This window comes from Amycolatopsis sp. NBC_01480, assembly GCF_036227205.1.
Lineage (GTDB): Bacteria > Actinomycetota > Actinomycetes > Mycobacteriales > Pseudonocardiaceae > Amycolatopsis.
In genome coordinates, this window is the sequence record NZ_CP109442.1 from 9,428,158 (window position 1) to 9,451,373 (window position 23,216).

Below are 23,216 nucleotides of genomic sequence, written 5' to 3' on the forward strand. Positions count from 1 at the left end.
CGACAGACCCCGCGTGGAAGGAACATCGATGTTCAGCTACACCGCCAACCCGGCCCGGGTCGTCTTCGGCAGCGGCGCGCTGGCCACCCTGCCCGACGAGGTCCGCCGCCTCGGCGTGAGCCGGGTTCTGCTGGTGGCGAGCGCTTCGCGGGCCAAGCCGGTCGCGGCGGCGCTCGGCCCGCTGCTGGCCGCCGAGTTCCACGACGCCGCGATGCACACGCCCGTCGACGTCACCGAGCGAGCGCTCAAGGTCGTCGCGGACCACGACGTCGACGCGGTGGTCGCGCTCGGCGGCGGCTCCGCGACGGGCCTGGCCAAGGCGATCGCGCTGCGCACCGACCTGCCGCAGCTCATCGTGCCGACCACCTACTCCGGCTCCGAGATGACGCCGGTGCTCGGCGAGACGGCCGAAGGGCGCAAGACCACGCAGTCCTCGCCGAAGGTCCTGCCCGAGGTGGTGCTGTACGACGTCGACCTGACGCTCGGCCTGCCCGTGGGGCTTTCGATGACCAGCGGCGTCAACGCCATGGCCCACGCGGTCGAGGCGCTGTACTCGGCGCAGGCCAACCCGATCGTCGACCAGTTCGCGGTGGAGGCGATCCGGCTGCTGGCCGGCGCCCTGCCGCGGATCGCGGCCGATCCGTCCGATGTGGACGCTCGCACGGACGCCCTGCGTGCGGCCTGGCTGGCCGGCTCCTGCCTCGGCTCGGTCGGGATGTCGCTGCACCACAAGCTGTGCCACACCCTCGGCGGCAGTTTCGGCCTGCCGCACGCGGAAACGCACACCGTCGTGCTGCCGTATGCCATGGCGTACAACACTTCCGGAGCGCCGAAGGCCATGCGGCGGATCGCTGAAGCTCTGGGCGCACCGGACGCCGCTACCGGGATGTACGACCTCATCGCCGGGCTGCCTGCGCCGCGCTCGCTGGCGGAGCTGGGCCTCGCCGAGGCCGACCTGGCCAAGGCCGCCGAACTGGCGACCGCCGCGCCGTACCCGAACCCGCGCGAGGTGACTCGCGAAGGCATCGAAGACCTGCTGCGCCAGGCCTGGACGGGCGAGCGCCCCGCCGCGGCGGCCGGGAGTCTGCCGGACGTGCGCGCGTTGACCGGGCAGGTCGTCGACAGCTTCGCCGCCACCCCGGACCCGCGGCTGCGCGGGCTGCTCTCGGACCTCGTCCGCACGCTCCACTCGTACGTGCTGCGCAACGACCTCACGCAGGAGGAGTGGGAGTACGCGATCGGCTTCCTCACGCGCACCGGCCAGATCTCCAGCGACACCCGGCAGGAGTTCATCCTGCTGTCCGACACCCTCGGCGTGTCCAGTGTGGTCGACGTGCTCACCAACTCGCGCACGCCGGACACCACCCCGTCCGCCGTCCTCGGCCCGTTCTACGTGTCGGGGCCGCCCGAGACCGAGCAGGGCGCGGACCTCGCCGAAGGGCTGCCCGGCACTCCACTGTGGACCGACGTGCGGATCACCGACCCGCACGACACCCCGGTGGCCGGCGCCGTGGTGGACGTCTGGCAGTCCAATGAGGACGGTTTCTACGACGTCCAGCTGCCCGACCTCGACGGCCCGGTGCTGCGCGCCCGCTTCCGCACCGACGACGAGGGGCGGCTGCGGTTCTGGACGATCGTGCCCTCGGCGTACCCGATCCCGGCCGACGGCCCGGTCGGGCAGCTGCTCGGCGCGGTGGGCCGGCACCCGTACCGCGCGCCGCACGTGCACTTCATGATCGCGCACCCGGGCTTCCGGACGCTGGTCACGCAGCTGTTCGTCCAGGGCGGGGACTACCTCGACTCCGACACGGTCTTCGGCGTCAAGGACGGGCTGATCGTCGACTTCACCGAGCAGTCCGGCCCCGCGCCGGACGGCCGCGAGCCCGCCGGGGGCTGGCGCCGCCTCGACTTCACCTTCCGCATCTCCCCCGCCGAATAACCAGGGAATCCGCCATGACGCACTTCGACACCGACGTCCTCGTGATCGGCAGCGGCCCCGCCGGCGGCACCGCGGCGCTGGCGCTCGCCACCTACGGCGTGCGCACCGTGCTCGCGACCAAGTACGGCTGGACGGCCAACACGCCCCGGGCGCACATCACCAACCAGCGCGCGATGGAGGTGCTGCGCGATCTCGGCGTCGAGGAGGAGGCGCTGGCGCAGGGCACCCCGCCGGAGCTGATGGGCGACACCGTGCTGTGCACCTCGCTGGCCGGCGCCGAGATCGGCCGGATCGCCAGCTGGGGCACCGGCGACCGGTCGGCCGCGGAGTACACCGCCGCCAGCCCGTGCCACATGATCGACCTGCCGCAGACCTACCTGGAGCCGATCCTCGCCACGAACGCCGCCGCGCGCGGCGCGAAACTGAGGCTGGACACGGAATTCCTGGACTTCACCCAGGACGCCGACGGGGTCACCGCCCGGCTGCGCGACCGCGTGCGCGGCGACGAGTTCACCCTGCGGGCCCGGTACCTGATCGGCGCGGACGGCGCGCGCAGCCGCGTCGCCGAGCAGGCCGGCCTGCCGATCGCGGGGCAGACCGGCAAGGCCGGCAGCATGAACATCACGTTCACCGCGGACCTTTCCCGGTACGTCGCGCACCGGCCGAGCGTGCTGTACTGGGTGATGCGGCCCGGGGCGCACCTCGGCGGGATCGGCATGGGCCTGGTCCGGATGGTGCGGCCGTGGCGTGAATGGCTGCTCACCTGGGGCTACGACATCGAGCAGCCGCCGCCGGAGGTCGACGTCGCCGAGGCCACGCGGCTGGTGCGCGACCTGGTCGGCGACGAGAGCCTCGCCGTCGAGATCACCTCGACTTCACTGTGGACGGTCAACCACAACTACGCCACCGAGTACTCCCGCGGCCGCGTGTTCTGCGCGGGCGACGCGGTGCACCGGCACCCGCCGTCCAACGGGCTCGGCTCCAACACCTCCGTGCAGGACGCGTACAACCTGGCCTGGAAGCTCGCCATGGTCGTGCGCGGCGAGGCCGGCGAAGGCCTGCTGTCCAGTTACACGGCCGAGCGCGCGCCGGTCGGCCGTCAGGTGGTCGACCGCGCGAACCTGAGCCGCGAGCAGTTCGGCCCGATCTTCGAAACCCTCGGCATCACCGGCGACACCGACGCGGACGGCATCACCTCAGGCCTGGCCGCCTGCGTCGCGCCCGACGCCGAAGGCGCCCGGCGGAGGCGGCTGCTGGAGAAGGCGATCGAACTCAAGCACTACGAGTTCAACGCGCACGGCGTGGAGCTGGACCAGCGTTACGTCTCGGACGCGGTGGTCCCGGACGGCCCGGAGCCGGACCGCGAAGCCGACGCCGAACTGTTCCACCGCCCCACCACCCTGCCGGGTGCGAAGCTGCCGCATGTGTGGCTGGTCGACGCCGACGGCCGTCGGGTGTCCACTTTGGACCTCGTCGGCGGCGGCCGGTGGACTGTCCTCACCGGACTGTCCGGCACGGCCTGGCCCGAAGCGGCGGCGAAGGCGGCGGCCGAGCTGGGCCTGGACCTGCGCGTGGTCACCGTCGGCACGCCCGGCGCCCGCGACTCGTACGGCGACTGGACCCGCGTCAGCGCCCTCGACGAGGCCGGCGCCCTGCTCGTCCGACCGGACGGCTACATCGCCTGGCGGCACCCGGCCGCGGACGGCCAGACCGCAGCCGCGGCGCTGCTGACCGCGCTGCGTTCGGTGCTGGACCGGACCAGCTGAGGATTCAGCCGACAGTGACCGCGTTGAACACGACCGGGATCCGCGGCGGCCCGGTGTCGTCGCCTGCGGAGCCGGCGCTCGCGACGCCGCCTTGGGCCACCTTGTCCAGCACGGCCAGCCCGCCGTCGGAGATGCTGCCGAACACGGTGTAAGTCGGTGGGATCGGGGTGTTACCGAACATCATGAAGAACTGGCTGCCGCCCGTGCCCGGCCGGCCGGTGTTGGCCAGGGCGATCAGGCCGCGGCCGTAGGCCAGGCCCGGGAAGAACTCGTCGGGCACCGTGTAGCCGGGGCCGCCCGTGCCGTCGCCGGCCGGGTCGCCGCACTGCAGCATCTGCAGGTCCGTGACGCCGAGCCGGTGGCATTTGGTGCCGGTGTAGAAGCCCTGGTTCGCCAGGCTCACGAAGCTCGCCACCGTGCACGGCGCCAGCGCGCGGTCGAGCGAAAGGACGATGTCGCCGGCCGTCGTGCGAAGCGTGACGCCGACCGTGCCACTGGCCGGCTGCGGGCCGTCCACGGGGCGGGTGGCCGGTTTGGGGCCGGGCCCGTTCGGGTCGGCCGGGAAACTGCAGGTCGACGGGTCCGGCAGCGGCGTGGCCCGATGCGGCTCGGGGGTGCGCGTGGTCGGGATGGTGACGTTGCCGCTCGGCGGCGGCGCGCCTGGCAGCCCAGTCCCCGGCGGTGGCTCCGACGGCGAGGTCGCGGGCGCACCACCGTCCACAGCCGTCCCGCTGCCGTTCCGCGACGGCAGCAGGAACCCGGGCGTGACGAACCCGGTCACGGCAAACGCGGCCACCAGCACCACGACCGCGGCGACCACCCCGACGATCAGCCCGGTGTTCTTCCGCGACGGTGGCTGCGGCGGCGGCCAGCCCGGCTGCTGCGGCCACCCTTGCGGCTGTTGCTGCCAGCCCTGCGGACTGCCCGGCTGCGGCTGTTGCTGCCAACCCGGCGAGCCGCCTTGCTGCCAGCCCTGCGCGCTCCGCGGCGACGGCTGCTGCCACCCCGCGCCAGTCCCCGGCTGCGGCTGACCGACCGGCGGCTGCCACCCCGCCCCGGCTCCCGGCTGTGCGTTAGCCGAAGGCTGTTCCCCCGGCGAAACCGGCGGCACCCCGCCGGAGATCCCGCCCGACGCCGGTTCCCGCGGCGGCTGTGCGCCTGGCTGGTCCCCCGGTTGCTCCGGCCACGTCATCGGGCACTCTCCTCACCTCGGTGCGGTCATTCTGCACCCGGCGGGCCCCGCCGTGGCTCAGGGCAGGGGCGGCAGCGCGGGAGTGTCGAGCCAGGTGGTGAAGAACGCGCTCAGCGAACGCCCCGCGTACGTTTCCGCCAGCGCGACAAAGGCTTCCGTGGTCACCGTGCCGTGCCGGTATTCCACCGCCCAGGCCTTCACCAGCGCGAAAAACGCCGGGTCGCCGATCTCCGCGCGCAGGGCGTGCAGGGTGAGGCCGCCGCGTTTGTACACGCGCTCGTCGAACATGCGGGCCACGCCGGGGTCACTGATCCGGACGTCGGCCGGCTTGGCCTTCAGACGGGTGTGCCAGGTGCGGGCCAGTGAGCGCGCCGGCTCGCCGCCGGACTCCTCGGACCACAGCCACTCGGCGTACGTCGCGAAGCCCTCGTTGAGCCAGATGTGGCGCCAGTCCGCCACAGTCAGGCTGTTGCCGAACCACTGGTGGGCCAGCTCGTGCACGACGAGGCGTTCGTAAGTGCGCCGCCCGTCGACGTGGTTGGCGCCGAAGATCGCCATGCCCTGGGCCTCGATCGGGTCGTCCAGGTCGTCGTCGGTGACGACCACGACGTACTCGCCGAACGGGTAGGGCCCGAAGATCCGCTGCAGCGTCTCCATCATCCGGTCCTGGCGGCCGAAGTCGCGGGCGAACTGCCGGCGCAGCCGCGGCGGCACGGCGGCGCGCTGCGGCACCACCGGCACCGGCGTCTTGTTCTTGCCGAAGCCGACGAAGGCGCGCACCTGCGAGTGCGCGAACCAGCCGGCGTCCGGGCCCGCGACCAGCTCGACGTCGTCGTAGCGCCCGATCTGGACGCTCATCAGGTACGCGGCCGTCGGCTCGTTGCGCTCGTACACCCACTTCGTGGTGCTCGCCGCGTTGTAGCGCGAAACGAGGTCACCGGTCACCGCGACCAGGTACGGCGAAGACGTGCTCACCGCGACCCGGTACGCGGCCTTGTCCGAAGGCTGGTCGTTGCACGGGAACCACGACGGCGCGCCGACGGGCTGGCTGGCCACCAGCGCGCCGTCGGTCAGCTCGTCCCAGCCGATGTCACCCCACCGGCTGGCCACCGGTGTCGGGTTGCCGACGTAGCGCACCTCGACCCGGAACTCCGTGTCCACCGGCACCGACTTCGCCGGCCGGACCTGGAGTTTCAGCCCGCGCCGGGTGAACTTGGCCGGCTTGCCGTCGACCAGCACCCGCGAGACGCGGAACTCGCCGAGGTCCAGCGAGAGCCGCGAAAGCGCCTGCGTGGCAACGCAGGTGAGCACCGCGGTACCGGTCAGCCGGTTGGGCCCGATGCGGTAGTCGAGGTCCAGGTCGTAGTGCCGGACCCGGTAACCGCCGTTGCCGTGGGCAGGGATGTAGGAGTCGCCGGAAATCTCCGCGCCGGGAGCGGGGGTGGCTGGCTTCGAACTCACCCGCGCCGAACCCCGCTTTCCCGTACGTGATCGTCTGGCTCAAGCATCGCGCGGATCCGGCCCGCCCGCAACGCTCGTCGGCTCACCGGCGCCAGGCCGAGATCGGGTTGCCGAGCCAGCGCCCGTCCGCGGGCACCGCGTCGCCGCGGGTCACCAGCGAGCCCGGGCCGACGGTGGTGCGCGCGCCGATGCTCGCGCCCGGCAGCACGATGCCGTGCGGGCCGAGGGTGGCGCCCTCGTCCAGCGTCACCGGCGACATGCTCATGATCCGGTCGTGGAACAGGTGCGTCTGCACGACGCAGCCGCGGTTGATCGTCGCGCCGTCGCCGAGGCGGACCAGGTCCGACTCCGGCAGCCAGTACGTCTCCAGCCACACCCCGCGGCCGATCTTCACGCCCATCGTGCGCAGCCACGCGGGCAGCAGCGGCGTGCCGCCGACCGACCCGATCAGCCACGGCACCGCGAGCGCCTCGACGAAGGTGTCGGCCAGCTCGTTGCGCCAGACGAAGGAGCTCCACAACGGGTGTTCGATCGCCCGGAACTTCCCGACCAGCAGCCACTTCATCGCGGTCGCGGTGAGCGCGGCGACGATCCCGGCCGCCAGCAGCACCGGGCCGGCGAGCAGCGCGGCCACGGCGAAACCGAACAGCGAAGCGAGCGTCAGCAGACCGGCGGCGACGGCCACGGTCAGCGCGACCGCGCACATCACCGGCACGATCCGGCACAGCTCCACGAACGCGCGCGCGGCCTTGAGGTGCAGCGCCGGCGTGTACGTGCGGCTGGTGTCGGCGTCGCCGATCGCCCGGCGGACGGGCAGCGGCGGCATGCCGAGGTACGAAGAGCCCTTCTTCGCCTTCAGCGGCGTCGAGGACAGCACGCCCACCAGGCCGCGCTTCGGCACCGAACGGCCCGGCGCGGTCATCCCGGAGTTGCCCAGGAAGGCCTGCTTGCCGATCCGCGCCGGGGCCACGTGCAGCCAGCCGTGGCCCAGCTCGTAGGTCGCGACCATGGTGTCGTCGGCCAGGAACGCGCCGCTGTCCACCTTGGTCATCTTCGGCAGCGCGAGCACGGTGGACGCCTCGACGTTGCGGCCCACCTTCGCGCCGAGCAGCCGCAGCCACACCGGCGTGAACAGGCTGGCGTACAAGGGGAACAGCCCCTCGCGGGCCATGCCCATCAGCCGCTCGGTGGCCCAGACCCGCCAGGCGACGCGGCCGTGCACGGGGTGGTAGCCCTCGACCATGCCGATGCTCAGCACGCGCACGCCGATCAGCACGAGCAGCGCGTACGCGAGGAAGTACGCGACCGTGGCGACCGGGACGAACACCAGCGCCTGCGTGAGCGCGGCGCCCGGGGTCGTGGTGCCCGCGATGGCGTAACCGAGCACCGCGACGCCGGCCAGTCCGGCCAGGCCCGGCAGCAGGCCGAGCACCACGGAGGTCGCGCCGTAGACGGCCGACCAGAAACGGGAGCGCGGCGGGCGGCTCGATGGCCACTTCAGCGCGTCTTTCGTGGTCCGCGCCGCGGGCGAGCCGGCCCAGTGCTGGCCGCCGGGCACGGCGCCGCGGACGGTCGAACCGGCCGCGATCTCCGCGCCCTTGCCGACGCGGGCGCCCGGGAACAGCGTGCTGCGCGCGCCGATCCGCGCCTCCGCGCCGATCCGGATCTTGCCGATGTGCACCAGGTCGCCGTCGACCCAGTGGCCGGTCAGGTCCACCTCGGGCTCCACGGCGGCACCGCGGCCCAGCTTGAGGAAGCCGGTGACCGGCGGCGGCGAGTGCAGGTCGACGTCACGCGAGATGCGCGCGCCGAGCGCCTTGGCGTACGTGGTCATCCACGAGGCGCCGGCGACGCTGTCCGCGCCGCTGAACTCGGCGAGCTTCTCGGCCGTCCACAGTCGCAAGTGGACACTGCCGCCGCGCGGGTAGGTGCCGGGGCGGACGCCGGACAACAGCACCCGGGCCCCGCCCGCGGCGATCGCGATGCGCCCGGCCGGGCTGAACAGCACCAGCCAGGCCAGCACCAGCCAGGCCCAGTTCAGCGTCGGCGCCCAGCCGAAGCCGAGCAGCGCCAGCACGTTCGACGCCGCGGCGGCCAGGCTCGCCCAGCGCAGCCCGGCCAGCCCCATCAGCGGGACCATCAGCAGGGTCTGGATCACCCCGGCCCGGCGCGGGGTCGGCGCGATCTCGCGGCGCTCGGTCTCCTGGCCACTCAACGCGTCGAGGTGCGTGGCCAGCGCGCCGAGCTTCGGGTACTGATAGATGTCGTTGACCGACACCTCGGGGTGGCGGGCGCGGATGCGCGCGATCAGCTGCGCGGCGGTCAGGCTGCCACCGCCGTGGGTGAAGAAGTCGGCCTTCGGGGTGCGCACCGAGACGCCGAGGATTTCGGCCCAGCCTTCGGCCAGCCACGCCTCGGTGGCGGACAGCCCGGCCGCGCCGGCGTCCACAGTGGACAGCGGCCACGGCAGCGCGGCGCGGTCCACCTTGCCCGAGGTCCGGGTCGGCAGGTCTTCGACCACGGCGAGCAGCGGCACCAGCGCGGCGGGCAGCTGCCCGCGCAGCTGGGTGGCGGCGTCGTCGAGGTCCAGCTCGGTGCCGGCGGCCGGCACGACGTAGCCGACCAGCACCTGGTTGCCCGCCTTGGTGCGGCGGACCGCGGCGGCCGCGCCCTGGACGCCGGGCAGCGACTGGAGCGCGGAGTCGACCTCGCCCAGCTCGATCCGGCGGCCGCCGAGCTTGACCTGCTCGTCGAGCCGGCCGAGGAACAGCAGGCCCTCGGGCTCGGCGCGGACCATGTCGCCACTGCGGTAGGCGCGCTCCCAGCCGAGCGAGGGCAGCGGCGCGAACTTCTCCGCGTCCTTCTCCACGTCGAGGTAGCGGGCCAGGCCGACGCCGCCGATGACCAGCTCGCCGGTCTCGCCCATGGCGACCGGCTCGCCCTGGTCGTCGACCACGGCGAGCTGCCAGCCGGCCAGCGGCAGGCCGATGCGCACGGGTCCCTCGCCGGTCATCTGCGCGGCGCAGGCGACGACGGTGGCCTCGGTGGGGCCGTAGGTGTTCCACACCTCGCGGCCCTCGACGGCCACGCGCTCGGCCAGCTCCGGCGGGCAGGCTTCGCCGCCGAAGATGAGCAGGCGGACGTCTTCCAGCGCGTCCGCGGGCCACAGCGCGGCCAGCGTCGGCACCGTGGACACGACGGTGATGCCCTGCGTGACCAGCCACGGGCCGAGGTCCACGCCGGTGCGCACGAGCGCGCGCGGGGCCGGCACCAGGCAGGCGCCGTGCCGCCAGGCGAGCCACATCTCTTCGCAGGAGGCGTCGAACGCGACGCTCAGGCCCGCGAGCACGCGGTCGCCGGGGCCGATCGGCTCGTCGGCGAGGAACAGCCGGGCCTCGGCGTCGACGAACGCGGCGGCCGAGGCGTGCGTGACCGCGACGCCCTTGGGCTTGCCGGTGGAGCCGGAGGTGAAGATGATCCAGGCGTCGTCGGCCGGTCCCGGCCGACCGTCCCGGCCGCCGGGGGTGCCGTGCACGGTGATGACGCCGTCGGTCGCGACGGCGGCGACACCCGCCTCGCCGAAGACCAGCTCGGCGCGCTCCTCGGGGTCGTCCGCGTCGACCGGCACATAGGCGGCGCCGACGGACAGGGTGGCGAGGATCGCGATGTACAGCTCGGCGGTGCCGGACGAGACGCGGATGCCGACCCGGTCGCCCAGGCCGACGCTGTGCCCGCGCAGGCGGCCGGCGTAGACCTCGACCTCTTCGAGCAGCCGGCGGTAGCTCAGCGTGGTGGTGCCGTCGTCGACGGCGGGGGCGTTGGGGTGCTCGGCGGCCGTGGCGGCCAGTACGTCGAGCAGGGTGCGCTCGGCGGCGCCGGGCCCGGAGCGGAACAGGGCGGGCGGGGCGACGAACGCGAGGGGAAGCTCCGCGACGGCGGCCAAGGCGCTGTCGTGGTCGGCCGTGAGGGTCACAGCGTGCCCTCGGCCGGTCGAACGGGGACCCGTTTCGAACGGGAGACGTGCAGGATCGAATCGAGGGCGCGCAAGCCCATCACACTCACCTTCCGCGAGCTTCATTCGGGCTGGCTCTCCGAATGAGGCGCCCGGGTACAGCCGTCCACCTTACGTCAACATGAAGCCCAGGTAGCGCAAGGGTCACGGTTGAGTGTCGGACATCACCGGCGCCTGACCTGGGAAAGTCGGCCCGCCGGAGGTGGTGGAACCCCCGGCGGGCCCGGTGAAAAACCTCAGCGGGTCTTGCTCGCCTTGCCGCCGGCCTTCGGGCGCGCCTTCTTCTCGCGCACTCGCACGTTCACCCGGACGGGGCTGCCCTCGAAACCGAACCGCTCGCGGAACTTGCGCTCGATGAACCGGCGGTAGCCGGCCTCGAGGAAGCCGGTGGTGAACAGCACCAGCGTCGGCGGCCGGATGCCGGCCTGCGTCGCGAAGAGCACCTTCGGCTGCTTGCCGCTGCGCACTGGCGGCGGGGTCGCGGCGATCAGGTCGGCCAGCCAGCCGTTCAGCTGGCCGGTGGGCACCCGCTGGTCCCAGGACTTGAGCGACTGCCGCAGCGCCGGCGCGAGCTTGCGCACCGAGCGCCCGGTGAGCGCGGAGATGTTCACCTTCTCCGCCCACGGCACCCGCACCAGGCCGCGGTCGAGCTCGCGCACCATGGCGTGCCGGCGGTCCTCGTCCACCAGGTCCCACTTGTTGAACGCCAGCACACACGCGCGGCCGGCCTCGACCACCATGGTGAGCACCCGCAAGTCCTGTTCGGACAGTGGCTCGGCGGCGTCCAGCATGACGATCGCGACCTCGGCCGCGTCGATCGCGGTCTTGGTGCGCAACGAGGCGTAGTACTCGGCGCCGTTGGCGGAGTTGACCCGCTTGCGCAGGCCGGCGGTGTCGACGAACCGCCAGGTCTCGCCGTCCAGCTCGACCAGCGAGTCGACCGGGTCGACGGTGGTGCCGGCGACCGAGTCGACCACCGAGCGCTGCTCGCCCGAGAGCTTGTTGAGCAGGCTGGATTTGCCGACGTTCGGCTTGCCGACCAGCGCCACGCGCCGGGGCCCGGCGGTGGCCCGCTCGCCCTCGCGCGGGGCCGAGGGCAGTGCCTTCACGATCGCGTCGAGCAGGTCGCCCGAGCTGCGCCCGTGCAGCGCGCTGACCGGGTGCGGCTCGCCGAGGCCCAGCGACCACAGCGAGGCGGTGTCGGCCAGCAGCCGGTCGTCGTCGACCTTGTTCGCGGCCAGCAGCACCGGCTTCTTGGAGCGCCGCAGCACCCGCGAGACAGCCTCGTCGGTCGCAGTGGCGCCCACCGAGGCGTCGATCACCAGCAGCACCGCGTCGGCGGCCGCCATCGCCAGCTCGGCCTGCGCGGCCACCGCGGCCTGCAGGCCGGTGGCGTCGGGCTCCCAGCCGCCGGTGTCGAGCAGCGTGAAGCGCCGCCCGCCCCAGTAGGCGTCGTAGGCCACGCGGTCGCGCGTCACGCCCGGCACGTCCTGCACCACGGCCTCGCGGCGGCCGAGGATCCGGTTGACCAAAGTGGACTTGCCCACGTTGGGGCGGCCCACCACGGCCAGCACCGGCTGGGCGAGGTTCGCCTCGTCGGCCGCCTCGCCCGCCTCGATCTGCGCGTCGAGCGCGGCGAACTCGGTCTCGTCGGACCAGGTGCCGTCGATCTCGCCGACGCCGTCGAGTTCCGCATCCGCCGGGGCGGGTTCAAAGCCCGTCGACGTTTTTCCTCCCGCGGAGGCGGCATCAAACTCTGTCATCGTTTCCCACTTCACCTACGGCGAGCCGATTCGGTTCTCGGCCCGCCAATCGTCCAAAGTCTGCACGAGCGCCGCGAGCTCCCCGCGGAGCTCCTCGGTGCCCTGGTCGAGCCCGGTGCGGCCGGGCCCCACCTTCGGCGTGAACGGCTCCCCCACGAGGATGTCCACGCGCGGGCGCCAGCGCCGCTTGCCGTCCGCGGGCTTGAGCGTCCCGCGAGTCGCGACCGGCAGCACCGTCGCACCTCCCGAGCGCACCAGCCACGCGGCGCCGCGCTCGGCCGCGGCCACGTCACCGGACCCGCGGGTGCCCTCCGGGAAGATCCCGACGACGCCGCCCGCCTTCAGCACGCCGACCGCGGTCATCAGCGGCTTGCGGTCGATCTCGCCGCGCTTGACCGGGATCTGGCCGATCGCCCGCAGGAACCGCCCGGCGGCGCCCTTGAACATCTCGTCCTTGACCAGGAACGCCGAGCGCCGCGGCAGCATTCCGAAGATCAGCTGCGGCTCGATCATGGAGCTGTGGTTGGCGACCACCACCACCGGCCCGGTGGCGGGCATCCGCTCCCGGCCGTGCACGCGGATCCGGAACGCCGACCGCAGATGGTACCGGGCGAAGACGCGGCCCGCGTCGTGCAGGAGGCCGATCGCGCCCTCGGGGAGAGCGCTCGCGGTCACCGCGCGACCTCGGCCCCGTTGACCTCGGGGGCCCCGGCGGCTTCGGTGGTCCTGGCAGTTTCGCTTGCCCCAGCGGCATTCTCGGTCACAGAGGCGCTTTCGGCCTCGGCCGCGCAGCCGTCGAGGAGGCCGCGGCGGCAGGCCAGTTCGGCCAGCGCCACGATCACCTGGTCGATGGTCAGCTCCGAGGTGTCGACCGGCACCGCGTCCTCGGCCGCGCGCAGCGGCGACGTCGCGCGCGTCGAGTCGAGGTGGTCGCGGCGCTCCACGGACTCGCGCGCGGCCTCGACCGAGGACTGCCGCCCGGCGGCGCTGTCCTGGCCGCTGCGGCGCGCGGCGCGGACGTCGGCGGAGGCGGTGAGGTACACCTTCAGCGGCGACTCGGGCGCGACGACCGTGCCGATGTCCCGGCCCTCCACCACGATGCCGCCGGTCTCGGCGAGCACGTCGGCGATGATCCGGCGCTGGCGCGAAACGAGCAGCTCCCGTACCTGCGGCACCGCCGAGACGGCCGAAACCGCCTGTGTGACCTCGGGCCCGCGGATGTCGGCGGCGACGTCCTCGCCGGCCAGCCGCAGCTCCGGGTGGTCGGGGGTGGTGCCGATGGTGAAGTCGGCTTCGTGCGCGCGGTGGCCGACGGCGTCGGAGTCGGCCGGGTCGTCCCCGGCCCGCAGCACCGCGAGCGTCACGATGCGGTACATCGCGCCGGTGTCGAGGTAACCCGCGCCGAGCCGGGCGGCGAGCTTGCGCGCGACCGTGGTCTTGCCGGTTCCCGACGGGCCGTCCAGCGCCACCACACCACGTAGGGCTCCCGTCACCGATGCTCTCCTCGCGTCGTCCTGCTCACCGTCCGGTCGCCCTTCATTCTGCCCGCCGCCCGTCCCGGCCGGTCAGGTGGCTCACCTAGGAGTGCTAGACAAACTAGCGTCGCTAAGTTAGCGTCGGCACCGTCGCTAGCAATGCTAGATATCCGGAGGAATCACCATGCTCGTCACCGCTTACGTGCTCGCCGGCCTCGTCGGGCTCGGGATCATCTACGTTGGCCTCAGCTACCTGTTCGCACCGGAGAAGACGGCCAGAGGCTTCGGCCTGGCCACGATCCCGACCGGCACCCCGGCGTTCTTCCAGATCAAGGGCGTGCGCGACCTCGGGACCGGGCTCGTGGTGGGCGCGGCCATGCTGGCGGGCGGCCCGCACGTGGTCGGCTGGGTCCTGCTCGCCGAGGTCTTCATCCCGGTCGGCGACATGCTGATCATCTTGCGGCACAAGGGAAAGCGCGCCGTGGCGTTCGGCGTCCACGGGCTGACCGCCGCGGTGATGGTCGTGACCACCCTGCTGCTGATGCTCGGCTGAGCCGTACGAAACGGACAATGGGTTACCGTGACAGGGTGAACGTCGAAGTCACCCCCCTGCCCGGAATCGGTGTCCGCAAGGACTTCGCCACCCGCAACGGCCGCCGGATCGGCGTCGTGACCCAGCGGGACGGTCAGATCGAGCTGATCGTCTCGAAGTCCGAAGACCCGGACGCCTGCCTCGCCTCGCTGCCGCTGACCGCGGACGAGGCGGGCGCGCTGGCCAACCTGCTCGGCGCGCCGCAGCTGGTCGCGCAGCTCAACGAGGAGCACCGCGAGCTGCCGGGGATCAACACCAGGCAGCTGCCGATCACCTCGTCCAGCCCGTTCGACGGCCGGACGCTCGGGGACACCGCGATGCGTACGCGCACCAGCGTTTCGGTGGTCGCGGTGATGCGGGCGGGCCAGGTGCACCCTTCGCCGACGCCGGACTTCACCTTCACCGCGGGCGACCTGCTGGTCGCGGTCGGGACTTCCGAGGGACTGGAAGCCGCCGCCAAGATCCTCAAGCACGGCTGATGGATCACACCGCCCTGTCCCTGATCGAACTCGGAGCGGTCTTCTTCGGCCTCGGCGCGCTCGGCCGGCTCGCCGGCCGGATCGGCCTCTCCCCCATCCCGCTCTACCTGATCGGCGGCCTGTGCTTCGGCTCCGGCGGGCTGATCCCGCTCACCGACATCGGCGACTTCACCCACCTGGCCAGCGAGATCGGCGTGGTGCTGCTGCTCCTGCTGCTGGGGCTGGAGTACTCGGCGGCCGAGCTGTTCACCGGGCTGCGCAGCTCCTGGACCGCGGGCCTGCTCGACATCGTGCTGAACGCGGCGCCCGGTGCCGCGGTCGCGCTGCTGCTGGGCTGGGGCCCGATCGGCGCGATCGTGATGGGCGGGGTCACCTACATCTCCTCGTCCGGGATCATCGCGAAGGTGCTGGGCGACCTCGGCCGGCTCGGCAACCGCGAGACCCCGGTGGTGCTGTCCATCCTGGTGTTCGAGGACCTGGTGATGGCGCTCTACCTGCCGATCCTGACCGCGATCCTGGGCGGGGTGAGCTTCCTCGGCGGGCTCGAGGCGGTCGGCATCTCGCTGCTGGTGATCACCGTGGTGCTGGTGATCGCGCTGAAGTTCGGCCGGTACGTCTCCGCGCTGGTGGACAGCGAGGACCGCGAGGTGTTCCTGCTCAAGATCCTCGGCGCGGCCCTGCTGGTGGCCGGGCTGGCCTCGGCGATGCAGGTCTCGGCGGCGGTCGGCGCGTTCCTGCTCGGCATCGCGGTTTCCGGCTCGACGGCGCACAACGCGACCCGGCTGCTCGAGCCGCTGCGGGACCTGTTCGCCGCGGTGTTCTTCGTGGTGTTCGGCCTGAACACGAACCCGGCGTCGATCCCGCCGGTGCTCGGCTGGGCGGTGGTGCTCGCCGTGGTGACCACGCTGACCAAGGTCGCCACCGGCTGGTGGGCCGCGCGGAGGCAGGGCATCGGGAAGCTCGGCCGGGCCCGCGCCGGGGCCGCGCTGGTGGCCCGGGGCGAGTTCTCGATCGTCATCGCCGGCCTGGCCGTGACGACGGGCGCGGTCGACGGCGAACTGGCCGCGCTGGCCACGGCGTACGTCCTGCTGATGGCGATCCTCGGCCCGACCGCGGCCCGGATCGTCGAGCCGGTGGCCAAGGCGCTGCAACGGAAACGCACGTCCGCCAAGACCTCCCCGGCGACGAGCAACTGACACCCGCTGTCCGGCAAGGACTCCTTACCGGCGTGGGACGCGGGTAAGGAGTCCTTGACCGGATCTCACGTCAGCGGAGGTCGAGCGGTGCCCGGCCCTCGACGTGGGCGAGCGGACCGACGGGCGCCGGTGCCGTCCGCGGCGAAGCCGGCGGGGTGCCCACCAACGGCACCTGCACCGAGGTCTTCGCCAGGTCGATCGTCAGCTTCGGCGCCTTCGACGGGCCGGTGATGACGTCGGTGTCGGTGCCGCCGATGATCAGCGCCAGCTGGTGCCCCTGCGGCACCACGTGGTCGGTGCTCGCCAGCCGGAACGTCATCGTGTACGGCTGGCCCGGCGTCAGCGGCTGCTCCTGGCTCAGCGACTGGTAGTTCGCCAGATCCGCCCAGCCGCGGCTGATCACGGTGTAGCCGACGTTCGTGGTGTCGGCGGTGGTCACCTTGTAACAGGCGTCGTCACCCGGCGCGTTCGAGCCCCAGCACGTCTCGCTGGAGCCGGTCTTGATGCCTTCGCCGGCGCCCGCGTAATTGCGGATGGTGGCGGAGCCGTAGTCCACGAGCATCGCCGAAAGCCGCGCCGACGACGTGCTCGGCGTCGCCGTCACGGTGATCGACGAGGTGCCCGAAACCTGCAACGGCGACGAGAGCGTGCCGGTGCTGTAGAGCACGCGATTCGCCGACGTGGCCGCCGGGCTCCCGGCCCACGCGTCCTCGGTCCCCCTGACGTTGTCGGTGAACGAAGCGGTGCCCGAACTCGCGGACGTGCTCAGCGTGCCCACGCCCGCCGTGCTGCCCGAGTGCGGACGCAGCGTCGTCGCCGCGACCCCGGCCGCCGGGTACGAAGACTGGTCGGCCCACTGGTCCGGCTGGCGCTCGACGGTGGCCATCGGCTGCTTCTCGATGCCGTTGTCGATGCCCATCAGGTAGTGGTCGAACCACTGGTGCAGCGTGTCCACCCACTCCGCGCGCCGGTAGTCGAACGGGTCGACGTGCCCGGTCTGCGCGAGCCAGATCTTGCGCTGCACCCCGTTGGCCGCGAGCGCGTCCCACCACTGGCCGAAGTTGATGGTCCTGACGTTCAGGTCGTTCACCCCGTGCGAGAGGAACACGCTGGCCTTCACGTTCTTCGCCTGCTTCACGTAATCGCGCTCGGCCCAGAGCGGGCCGTAGTCCCCGTTCGCGGTGGCGCCCTGCGCGAGCTTGCTGTTCTCCGCCGAGCAGTCCTGCCCGCCGTTGCGGGCTTCCACGGTCTGCGCGAGCCCGTCCGGGCCGTAGCCGAACGACGCGCCGTCGGAGCGGTAGTAGTCGTACCAGGAGCTGATCCCGGAGATCGGCACGATGGTCTTCAGCCCGTCGACGCCGGTGGCGGCCACGCCGTTCGCGATCGTGCCGTCGTAGGACTTGCCGATCATGCCGACGCTGCCGTTGGTCCAGTCGGCGGTTACCTTGCTGCCGCCGGATTTCGCGCTGTAGCCGGTGGCTCGCCCGTTCAGCCAGTCGATCACCGTCTTGGCGGACTGGACGTCGGAGGTCCCGCCGACGTCCACGCACCCGGTGGAGCGGTTGGTGCCCGCGAGGTCCACGAGCACGACCGCGTACCCGCGCGGCACGAAGTAATTGTCGTAGTACAGCGGGAAACCGACCGGGCGGCCCTGCGCGTCGTAGGTCTTGAACTCGCTCTCGTTGCCGCGCCCGACCGAGGAGTAGTACGGGCTCGCGTCCATGATCACGGGGATCTTGGTGCCCTGCGCGGCAGGCTCCTTCGGGCGCACGATGTCGGCGGCGACGCGGTCCGGCTTGCCATCGCCGTCCCCGTCGCGCCCGATGTCCACCCACACGGTCTCGCGGACGGCACCGGCGAAGTCGTACACGGGGTCGGTGCCGGTGGCGGCCGAGGCCGCCGGAACCGGGACCACGAGCGCCGCGGCGACGACGACCGCGGCGCAGAGCCCTCTGAGCACACGCATGAAATAGCCCTCCAAGCCGTCTCGGATGCGATCAAGCTAGGAGGGCCGCCGTGCGGGCGTTAGAGCGGAAAGTGGGGTCCTTCCCGCTCTAACCCCTGAACAGCTCAGGACTTCACGGAACGAGCGGTCATTTCGGGCGGGGTCACAGCTCCACGGTGCGGTACAGCGAGCCGACCTCGCCGCGGGTGAGCCGGCGGATCGAGCCGGGGCGCTGGTTGCCGAGCTGGACGTCGCCGACCGCCGTGCGCACGAGCTTGCGCACCGGGTGCCCGGTGGACGCCATCAGCCGCCGCACGATGTGCTTGCGGCCCTCGTGGATCACCAGCTCCACCATGGTCTTGCCGGAGTGCATGTCCTTGACCCGGAACTGGTCGACCTTCACCAGGCCGTCCGGCAGCTCCCAGCCGTTGCGCAGCTCCTTGCCGAGCCCGCGCGGCACCAGGCCGTCGACCTCGGCCAGGTAGGTCTTGAGCACGCGGTACGACGGGTGCATCAGCCGGTGGCCGAGGTCGCCGTCGTTGGTGAGCAGCAGCAGGCCCTCGGTGTTCTCGTCGAGCCGTCCCACGTGGACGACGCCGGGTGTCTCCTCCCAGCGCCCGCGCAGGTAGTCGCCGACGCACGGGCGGCCGCGGTCGTCCGACATGGTGGAGTGCACGCCCTTGGGCTTGTTGAAGGCGAGGTAGACGAGGTCCTCGCGGAGGTTCACGCGCGTGCCGTCGACGTGGATCACCGCCTCGACCGGGTCGACGCGGCGGCCCAGCTCGGTGACGACCTCGCCGTTCACCTCCACCCGCCCGGCCACGATCAGGTCCTCGGCCGCGCGCCGTGAGGCGACGCCGGCCTGGGAAAGGACCTTCTGCAGCCGGACGCCGTCGGCGTGTTCGTCAGATGTCATCGATGGTGTCCACTTCGGGTAGCAACGGAGCGATCGGGGGCAGGTCGTTCAGTGACGACAGCCCCAGTCGCTCCAGGAACAGCTCGGTCGTCACGTACAGCGTTCCGGTCGTCTCGGGGTCGGTGCCCATCTCCTCGATGAGCCCGCGCGCGAGCAGCGTCCGGATCACGCCGTCCACGTTCACGCCCCGCACCGCGGCGACCCTGGCCCTGGTCACCGGCTGCCGGTACGCGATCACGGCGAGGCTCTCCAGCGCGGCCCTGGTCAGTTTCGACCGCTGGCCGTCCAGCAGGAGCTTCTCCACGAACGGGGCGTAGGTGTCCCTAGTGTAGAACCGCCACCCCTCACCGACTCGCCGCAGGTCGATCCCGCTGGCCCGCTCGGTGAACTTCTGCGCCATCGTCCGCAGCGCGACGGTGACCCGCGCCACCGACACCCCGACGGTATCCCCGAGCGACTCCTCGTTGATCGGCGAGTCGACCACCAGCAGCAACGCCTCGAGCGCCGCCTCGAGCGCCTCGTCGGAACTGACGTCGGGCAACTCGTTCTCGTCCCCGGCGGCGACGAGGTCGGACTCGGGGTCGTCGGGGGGCAGCTGGTCTTCGTTGGTGGAGTCGCTTGTGGACTCTGCTGTGGAGTCGGTTGCGGGCTCTGCCGGGGTTTCTTGCTGGGGTGCTTCGGGTTGGGCGGCTGCCTCATCCGAAGACGGCGCTTCATCAAGCGAAGTCTCGTCGGTCGCAGGGACCGCTTCGCCCAGCGAAGCCGCTTCGTCCTCCGAAGATGCTTCGCTCAGCGCAACCGCTTCGTCAGCCGCGGCATCCGAAGCCTCGTAGTCCGGCGAAGCCGCGTCGCTGCTCTCCCCCGCCTCAGTGACCAAGCCGACCTCGGCCAAGGCGTCAAGATCGGGGATCTCGCCGTCGGTGGCGGGTGTGGGGTCTTCGGTGCTCACCCGTACTCCTCTTCCTCCGCCAGGGTGCGGTCCTGGTCCGCGGCGGCCGAGGCCTCCGCCATGGTGCCGCCCGTCCAGCGGACGTGCAGTTCGGCCAGTGCCTCCAGCTGTTCGAACTGCACCGTCGATTCGCGGTACAGCTCCAGCAGCGCGAGGAACCTCGCCACGATCTCGACCGTGTGCTCGCAGTCCTCGACCAGTTCCTTGAACGTCGCCTGCCCGGCGGCGGCCAGCTTGACGCGCAGCAGCGCCGCGTGTTCGCGGACGGACACGCGGCCCATGTGCAGGTGGGCGAGCGACACCGTCGGCGGCGGCTTGGGGCGGAACACCGCCACGGCGATCTCCGCGAACTTCTCCGGCGTCACGCCCAGCATCACCTCGGGCAGCAGCCCGACGTACCGCTCCTCCAGCGCCACCGAGCGCGGGTAGCGCCGCAGCGCGCCCTGCTCGAGTTCGCCGAACAGGGCCGCCACCTGCTTGTAGGCGCGGTACTGCAGCACGCGCGCGAACAGCAGGTCCCGCGCCTCCAGCAGCGCCAGGTCGTCCTCGCTCTCCACCTCTGCCGCCGGCAGCAGCCGCGCGGCCTTGAGGTCGAGCAGAGTCGCGGCGATGACCAGGAATTCCGTGGTCTCGTCGAGGTTCCAGTCCGCCCCGAGCGCGCGCGTGTAGGCGATGAAGTCGTCCGTGACGCGGTGCAGCGCGACCTCGGTGACGTCCAGCTGGTGCTGCGAGATCAGCTGCAGCAGCAGGTCGAACGGGCCCTCGAAGTTGGCCAGGTGGACCTTGAACTTCGAGGTGCTCAGTTCCTCGGCGATGCCTTCGGGGATGGTCCCGCCGTGCACGGTCTCGTGCTGGATCGGCGTGTCCGCCGCCGAGTCCTCCGGGGCCGCTGCGCCCGGCTCCGGCTGCTGGGCCGATGCCGGTTCGTCCATCAGCCCTCGGTTTCGCCTTCGTCGTCCTCGCCCGCGCGCAATCGACGGACCAGCACCGACTCCTCGCCGTGCAGGTCGAAGTCCGCGAGCAGCACCGCGACGGCCTCGCGCACCAGCCGGCCGCGGTCGACGATCAGGCTGTGCTTGGCCCGCAGGTTCAGCCGGGTCTGCTCCATCGCGAGCAGCTCGTCGCCCGACACGTACACGGTGATCTTCGCGTCGTGCTTCGTGCGGCCCGAGCCGCTGCGCGCGGCGGCGCGGGAGAGCTGCCCGGATTCCGGGTCCGGCTCGGGCAGCGGCTCCGACGGAGCGGGAACGGGCGGGCGGTCGAGCGCCGGCGTCGACGGGCTGGAGGTGAGGCGGAAGAGCTCCGACGCTCCGGGCAGGGAAGCGCGCCTGCTCACCGAGCGATCACCTCGCGGGCCAGCGCGCGATAAGCGGCCGCGCCGGCGGACTTGGGTGCCCAGGTCGTGATCGGCTCACCCGCGACCGTCGTCTCGGGGAACCGCACCGTGCGGTTGATCACCGTGTCGAACACGGTGTCGCCGAATGCCTCCACCACGCGAGCCATGACCTCCTTCGAATGCAGGGTTCTCGGGTCGTACATGGTGGCGAGAATCCCGACTATGTCCAGTTTGGGGTTGAGCCGTTCCTGCACCTTCTCGATCGTGTCGATCAGGAGCGCAACGCCTCGCAGACTGAAGAACTCGCATTCCAGCGGGATCACCACACCGTCCGCGGCGGTCAGTGCGTTCACCGTCAGCAGGCCGAGCGAGGGCTGGCAGTCGACAAGAACATAGTCGTAGTCGTTCATCACCGGACGAAGGACCCGTAACAACGTGTGCTCGCGCCCTACCTCTGCGACGAGCTGGACCTCCGCCGCGGACAGGTCGATGTTGCTCGGCAGCAGGTCAACGCCGTCGACGCGGGTCTTGCGGAGCACGTCCTCGACGTTGACCGAGCGCTCCATGATGACGTTGTAGACCGTCTGGTCGAGCTCGTGCGGCTGGATGCCGAGCCCGACCGACAGCGCGCCCTGCGGGTCGAAGTCCACGAGCAGCACCCGGCGGCCGCACTCGGCGAGCGCCGCGCCCAGGTTGATCGTCGAGGTGGTCTTGCCGACGCCGCCCTTCTGGTTGCACATCGCCAGGACCTTGGCCGGCCCGTGCCGCTCCAGCGGCGCCGGCTCGGGGATCTCGCGCAGCGGCCGCCCGGTGGGCCCGATCCCGCTCTCCTCGCGCTCCCTGGCCCTCGCCCGCGCTCGCTCCGCGCGGCTCAGCGGCCGGGACGGCTCGTCGCCGTCGTGCTCGGCCGGAGTCGCGATGGTCGCCTGGCTGAGGCTCGCCGCGGCCGACCCGGCGGACGCGGCCGGCCTGGCCGGCTGGTTCGGCTGGTTCGGTGTCGACATGGCGGGAAAGCTCCTTGTCTCGGCAAAGTCCACGGCAGCCTATGCGCGGAGTCGGAGCCCCGGCAAAGCGCCGCGCCGGGCCGAGCGCGCGAAGTCACCACTGCTAGCGACAGTGCTGGTAGATACCAAACCGACCGGAAGCAAGCAGTACGTCCGGTCGGTCGCCTCTCCGGGTCGGCTTACTTCCAGTCTTTTTGGTATGCCCTACGCCGCCGTTCAGCCCAATGCGCGGGGGTGCGCGGTCGCGTAGACCTCGCGCAGTGTATTGACCGTGACGAGCGTGTACACCTGCGTTGTGGTGACCGAGGCGTGGCCCAGAAGTTCTTGGACGACACGGACATCCGCGCCGCCTTCGAGCAGATGCGTGGCGAACGAGTGGCGCAGCGTGTGCGGCGAGACGCCCGCGGTGATGCCCGCGCGCTCGGCGGTGTCCTTGAGCACCTGCCACGCGCTCTGCCGGGAAAGCCGGCTGCCGCGGGCGTTGAGGAAGATCGCGGACGTGCCGCGCCCGTGCGCTGCGAGCACCGGCCGGGCCCGCACGAGATACGCGTGCAGCGCCTCGACGGCGGGACGGCCGATCGGCACCAGCCGCTGCTTGCCGCCCTTGCCGTCGAGCAGCACGGTGCGGTCGCCGTCGTCGACGTCGTCCACGTCGAGCCCGACGGCCTCGGAGATCCGGGCCCCGGTGGAGTAGAGCAGTTCCAGCAGCGCCCGGTCGCGCAGCGCGCGCTCGCCCTCGGGCGGCGGGGTTTCGAGCAGCTTGAGCACGTCGGCCACCGGCAGCGCCTTGGGCAGCCGCTTCGCCGGCGCGGGCGGGCGGACCTCGCGCGCCGGGTCGTGCTCGATGATGCCGTCGGCGTGGGCGAACTTGTGCAGCCCGCGCACCGCGACCAGTGCCCGTGCCGACGACGACGCGGCGAGCGGCCGGTGTTCGGCGTCGCCTTCGCGCAGGGCCGCGCCGAACCCTGTGACGTGCGCGGAAGTGACGTCCGGGAACCGGGTGACGCCGGCCGCGGCGAGGTGCGCGGCGTACCGGCGCAGGTCGCGGGCGTAGCTGTCCAGGGTGTTGCGGGCGGTGCCGCGCTCGACGGCGAGATGGTCCAGGTACGCGGCGATCACCTCGTCCACCCCGGTCCTGCCCGCGCCCGTCACCCGCGACACTCTATGCCGCTTCCCCGCCCGTGACCGCCG

At 72.1% G+C, this 23,216-nt stretch carries 18 protein-coding genes; 5 read left to right on the top strand and 13 right to left on the bottom strand.

Annotated features, from left to right (window positions below):
- The first annotated feature begins 28 nt into the window (after nucleotides 1-28).
- Nucleotides 29-1,939: a maleylacetate reductase and hydroxyquinol 1,2-dioxygenase domain-containing protein gene (locus OG371_RS43905; protein ID WP_329063125.1), complete on the top strand. Its 1,911-nt coding sequence runs from the start codon at nucleotides 29-31 to the stop codon at nucleotides 1,937-1,939.
- A gap of 14 nt (nucleotides 1,940-1,953) precedes the next feature.
- The gene (locus OG371_RS43910) at nucleotides 1,954-3,705 is read left to right on the top strand and encodes an FAD-dependent oxidoreductase (RefSeq protein WP_329063126.1); all 1,752 of its coding nucleotides are present in this window, start codon (nucleotides 1,954-1,956) and stop codon (nucleotides 3,703-3,705) included.
- A gap of 4 nt (nucleotides 3,706-3,709) precedes the next feature.
- Here the strand turns inward: OG371_RS43910 and OG371_RS43915 are convergent, their stop codons facing one another.
- From OG371_RS43915 to cmk, 6 genes are all read right to left on the bottom strand, one after another.
- Complete coding sequence (locus tag OG371_RS43915) at nucleotides 3,710-4,897, bottom strand: peptidylprolyl isomerase (RefSeq protein WP_329063128.1); 1,188 nt, start codon at nucleotides 4,895-4,897, stop codon at nucleotides 3,710-3,712.
- Nucleotides 4,898-4,954: 57 nt separating this feature from the next.
- Complete coding sequence (locus OG371_RS43920) at nucleotides 4,955-6,358, bottom strand: M1 family metallopeptidase (protein ID WP_329063130.1); 1,404 nt, start codon at nucleotides 6,356-6,358, stop codon at nucleotides 4,955-4,957.
- A gap of 82 nt (nucleotides 6,359-6,440) precedes the next feature.
- Nucleotides 6,441-10,331 (bottom strand): Pls/PosA family non-ribosomal peptide synthetase, encoded by a 3,891-nt coding sequence (locus tag OG371_RS43925; RefSeq protein ID WP_329063131.1) that lies wholly within the window; start codon nucleotides 10,329-10,331, stop codon nucleotides 6,441-6,443.
- 275 nt (nucleotides 10,332-10,606) lie between these two features.
- Nucleotides 10,607-12,133 carry a ribosome biogenesis GTPase Der gene (gene der, locus OG371_RS43930; protein WP_329063133.1) on the bottom strand — a complete coding sequence of 509 codons (1,527 nt, stop codon included), beginning with the start codon at nucleotides 12,131-12,133 and terminating at the stop codon, nucleotides 10,607-10,609.
- A gap of 15 nt (nucleotides 12,134-12,148) precedes the next feature.
- Entirely contained in the window at nucleotides 12,149-12,808 is a 660-nt protein-coding gene (locus OG371_RS43935) for a lysophospholipid acyltransferase family protein (RefSeq protein WP_329063136.1), read from the bottom strand.
- On the bottom strand, nucleotides 12,805-13,605 hold the full coding sequence (gene cmk, locus OG371_RS43940; RefSeq protein ID WP_329073423.1) for a (d)CMP kinase: 801 nt from the start codon (nucleotides 13,603-13,605) through the stop codon (nucleotides 12,805-12,807). Before cmk ends, OG371_RS43935 begins: the two co-directional genes overlap by 4 nt.
- A gap of 187 nt (nucleotides 13,606-13,792) precedes the next feature.
- Between cmk and OG371_RS43945 the strand changes: the two genes are divergently transcribed.
- The 3 genes from OG371_RS43945 to OG371_RS43955 are packed head-to-tail and all read left to right on the top strand — an operon-like array spanning nucleotide 13,793 to nucleotide 15,875.
- The gene (locus OG371_RS43945; RefSeq protein WP_329063139.1) at nucleotides 13,793-14,161 is read left to right on the top strand and encodes a DUF4267 domain-containing protein; all 369 of its coding nucleotides are present in this window, start codon (nucleotides 13,793-13,795) and stop codon (nucleotides 14,159-14,161) included.
- Between the two features lie 35 nt (nucleotides 14,162-14,196).
- A complete protein-coding gene (locus tag OG371_RS43950) occupies nucleotides 14,197-14,679 on the top strand; it encodes a cation:proton antiporter regulatory subunit (RefSeq protein ID WP_329063141.1) in 483 nt (160 codons plus the stop codon).
- Nucleotides 14,679-15,875, top strand: a complete 1,197-nt coding sequence (locus tag OG371_RS43955) for a cation:proton antiporter (protein WP_329063143.1) — start codon at nucleotides 14,679-14,681, stop codon at nucleotides 15,873-15,875. Before OG371_RS43950 ends, OG371_RS43955 begins: the two co-directional genes overlap by 1 nt.
- 70 nt (nucleotides 15,876-15,945) lie before the next feature.
- Here the strand turns inward: OG371_RS43955 and OG371_RS43960 are convergent, their stop codons facing one another.
- The 7 genes from OG371_RS43960 to xerD form a co-directional block, all read right to left on the bottom strand.
- The gene (locus OG371_RS43960; protein WP_329063146.1) at nucleotides 15,946-17,841 is read right to left on the bottom strand and encodes a Xaa-Pro dipeptidyl-peptidase; all 1,896 of its coding nucleotides are present in this window, start codon (nucleotides 17,839-17,841) and stop codon (nucleotides 15,946-15,948) included.
- Nucleotides 17,842-17,983: 142 nt separating this feature from the next.
- Nucleotides 17,984-18,736 carry a pseudouridine synthase gene (locus tag OG371_RS43965; protein ID WP_091627679.1) on the bottom strand — a complete coding sequence of 251 codons (753 nt, stop codon included), beginning with the start codon at nucleotides 18,734-18,736 and terminating at the stop codon, nucleotides 17,984-17,986.
- Nucleotides 18,726-19,628, bottom strand: coding sequence for an SMC-Scp complex subunit ScpB (gene scpB / locus OG371_RS43970; RefSeq protein ID WP_329073424.1), 903 nt, complete (start codon nucleotides 19,626-19,628; stop codon nucleotides 18,726-18,728). Before scpB ends, OG371_RS43965 begins: the two co-directional genes overlap by 11 nt.
- A gap of 53 nt (nucleotides 19,629-19,681) precedes the next feature.
- Nucleotides 19,682-20,617 (bottom strand): segregation and condensation protein A, encoded by a 936-nt coding sequence (locus OG371_RS43975; protein ID WP_329063151.1) that lies wholly within the window; start codon nucleotides 20,615-20,617, stop codon nucleotides 19,682-19,684.
- On the bottom strand, nucleotides 20,617-21,021 hold the full coding sequence (locus tag OG371_RS43980) for a cobyrinic acid a,c-diamide synthase (protein ID WP_091627672.1): 405 nt from the start codon (nucleotides 21,019-21,021) through the stop codon (nucleotides 20,617-20,619). The genes OG371_RS43975 and OG371_RS43980 overlap by 1 nt, the downstream gene beginning before the upstream one ends.
- On the bottom strand, nucleotides 21,018-22,025 hold the full coding sequence (locus tag OG371_RS43985) for a ParA family protein (RefSeq protein ID WP_329063153.1): 1,008 nt from the start codon (nucleotides 22,023-22,025) through the stop codon (nucleotides 21,018-21,020). Before OG371_RS43985 ends, OG371_RS43980 begins: the two co-directional genes overlap by 4 nt.
- 216 nt (nucleotides 22,026-22,241) lie before the next feature.
- On the bottom strand, nucleotides 22,242-23,144 hold the full coding sequence (gene xerD / locus OG371_RS43990; RefSeq protein ID WP_329073425.1) for a site-specific tyrosine recombinase XerD: 903 nt from the start codon (nucleotides 23,142-23,144) through the stop codon (nucleotides 22,242-22,244).
- Between the last annotated feature and the right edge of the window lie 72 nt (nucleotides 23,145-23,216).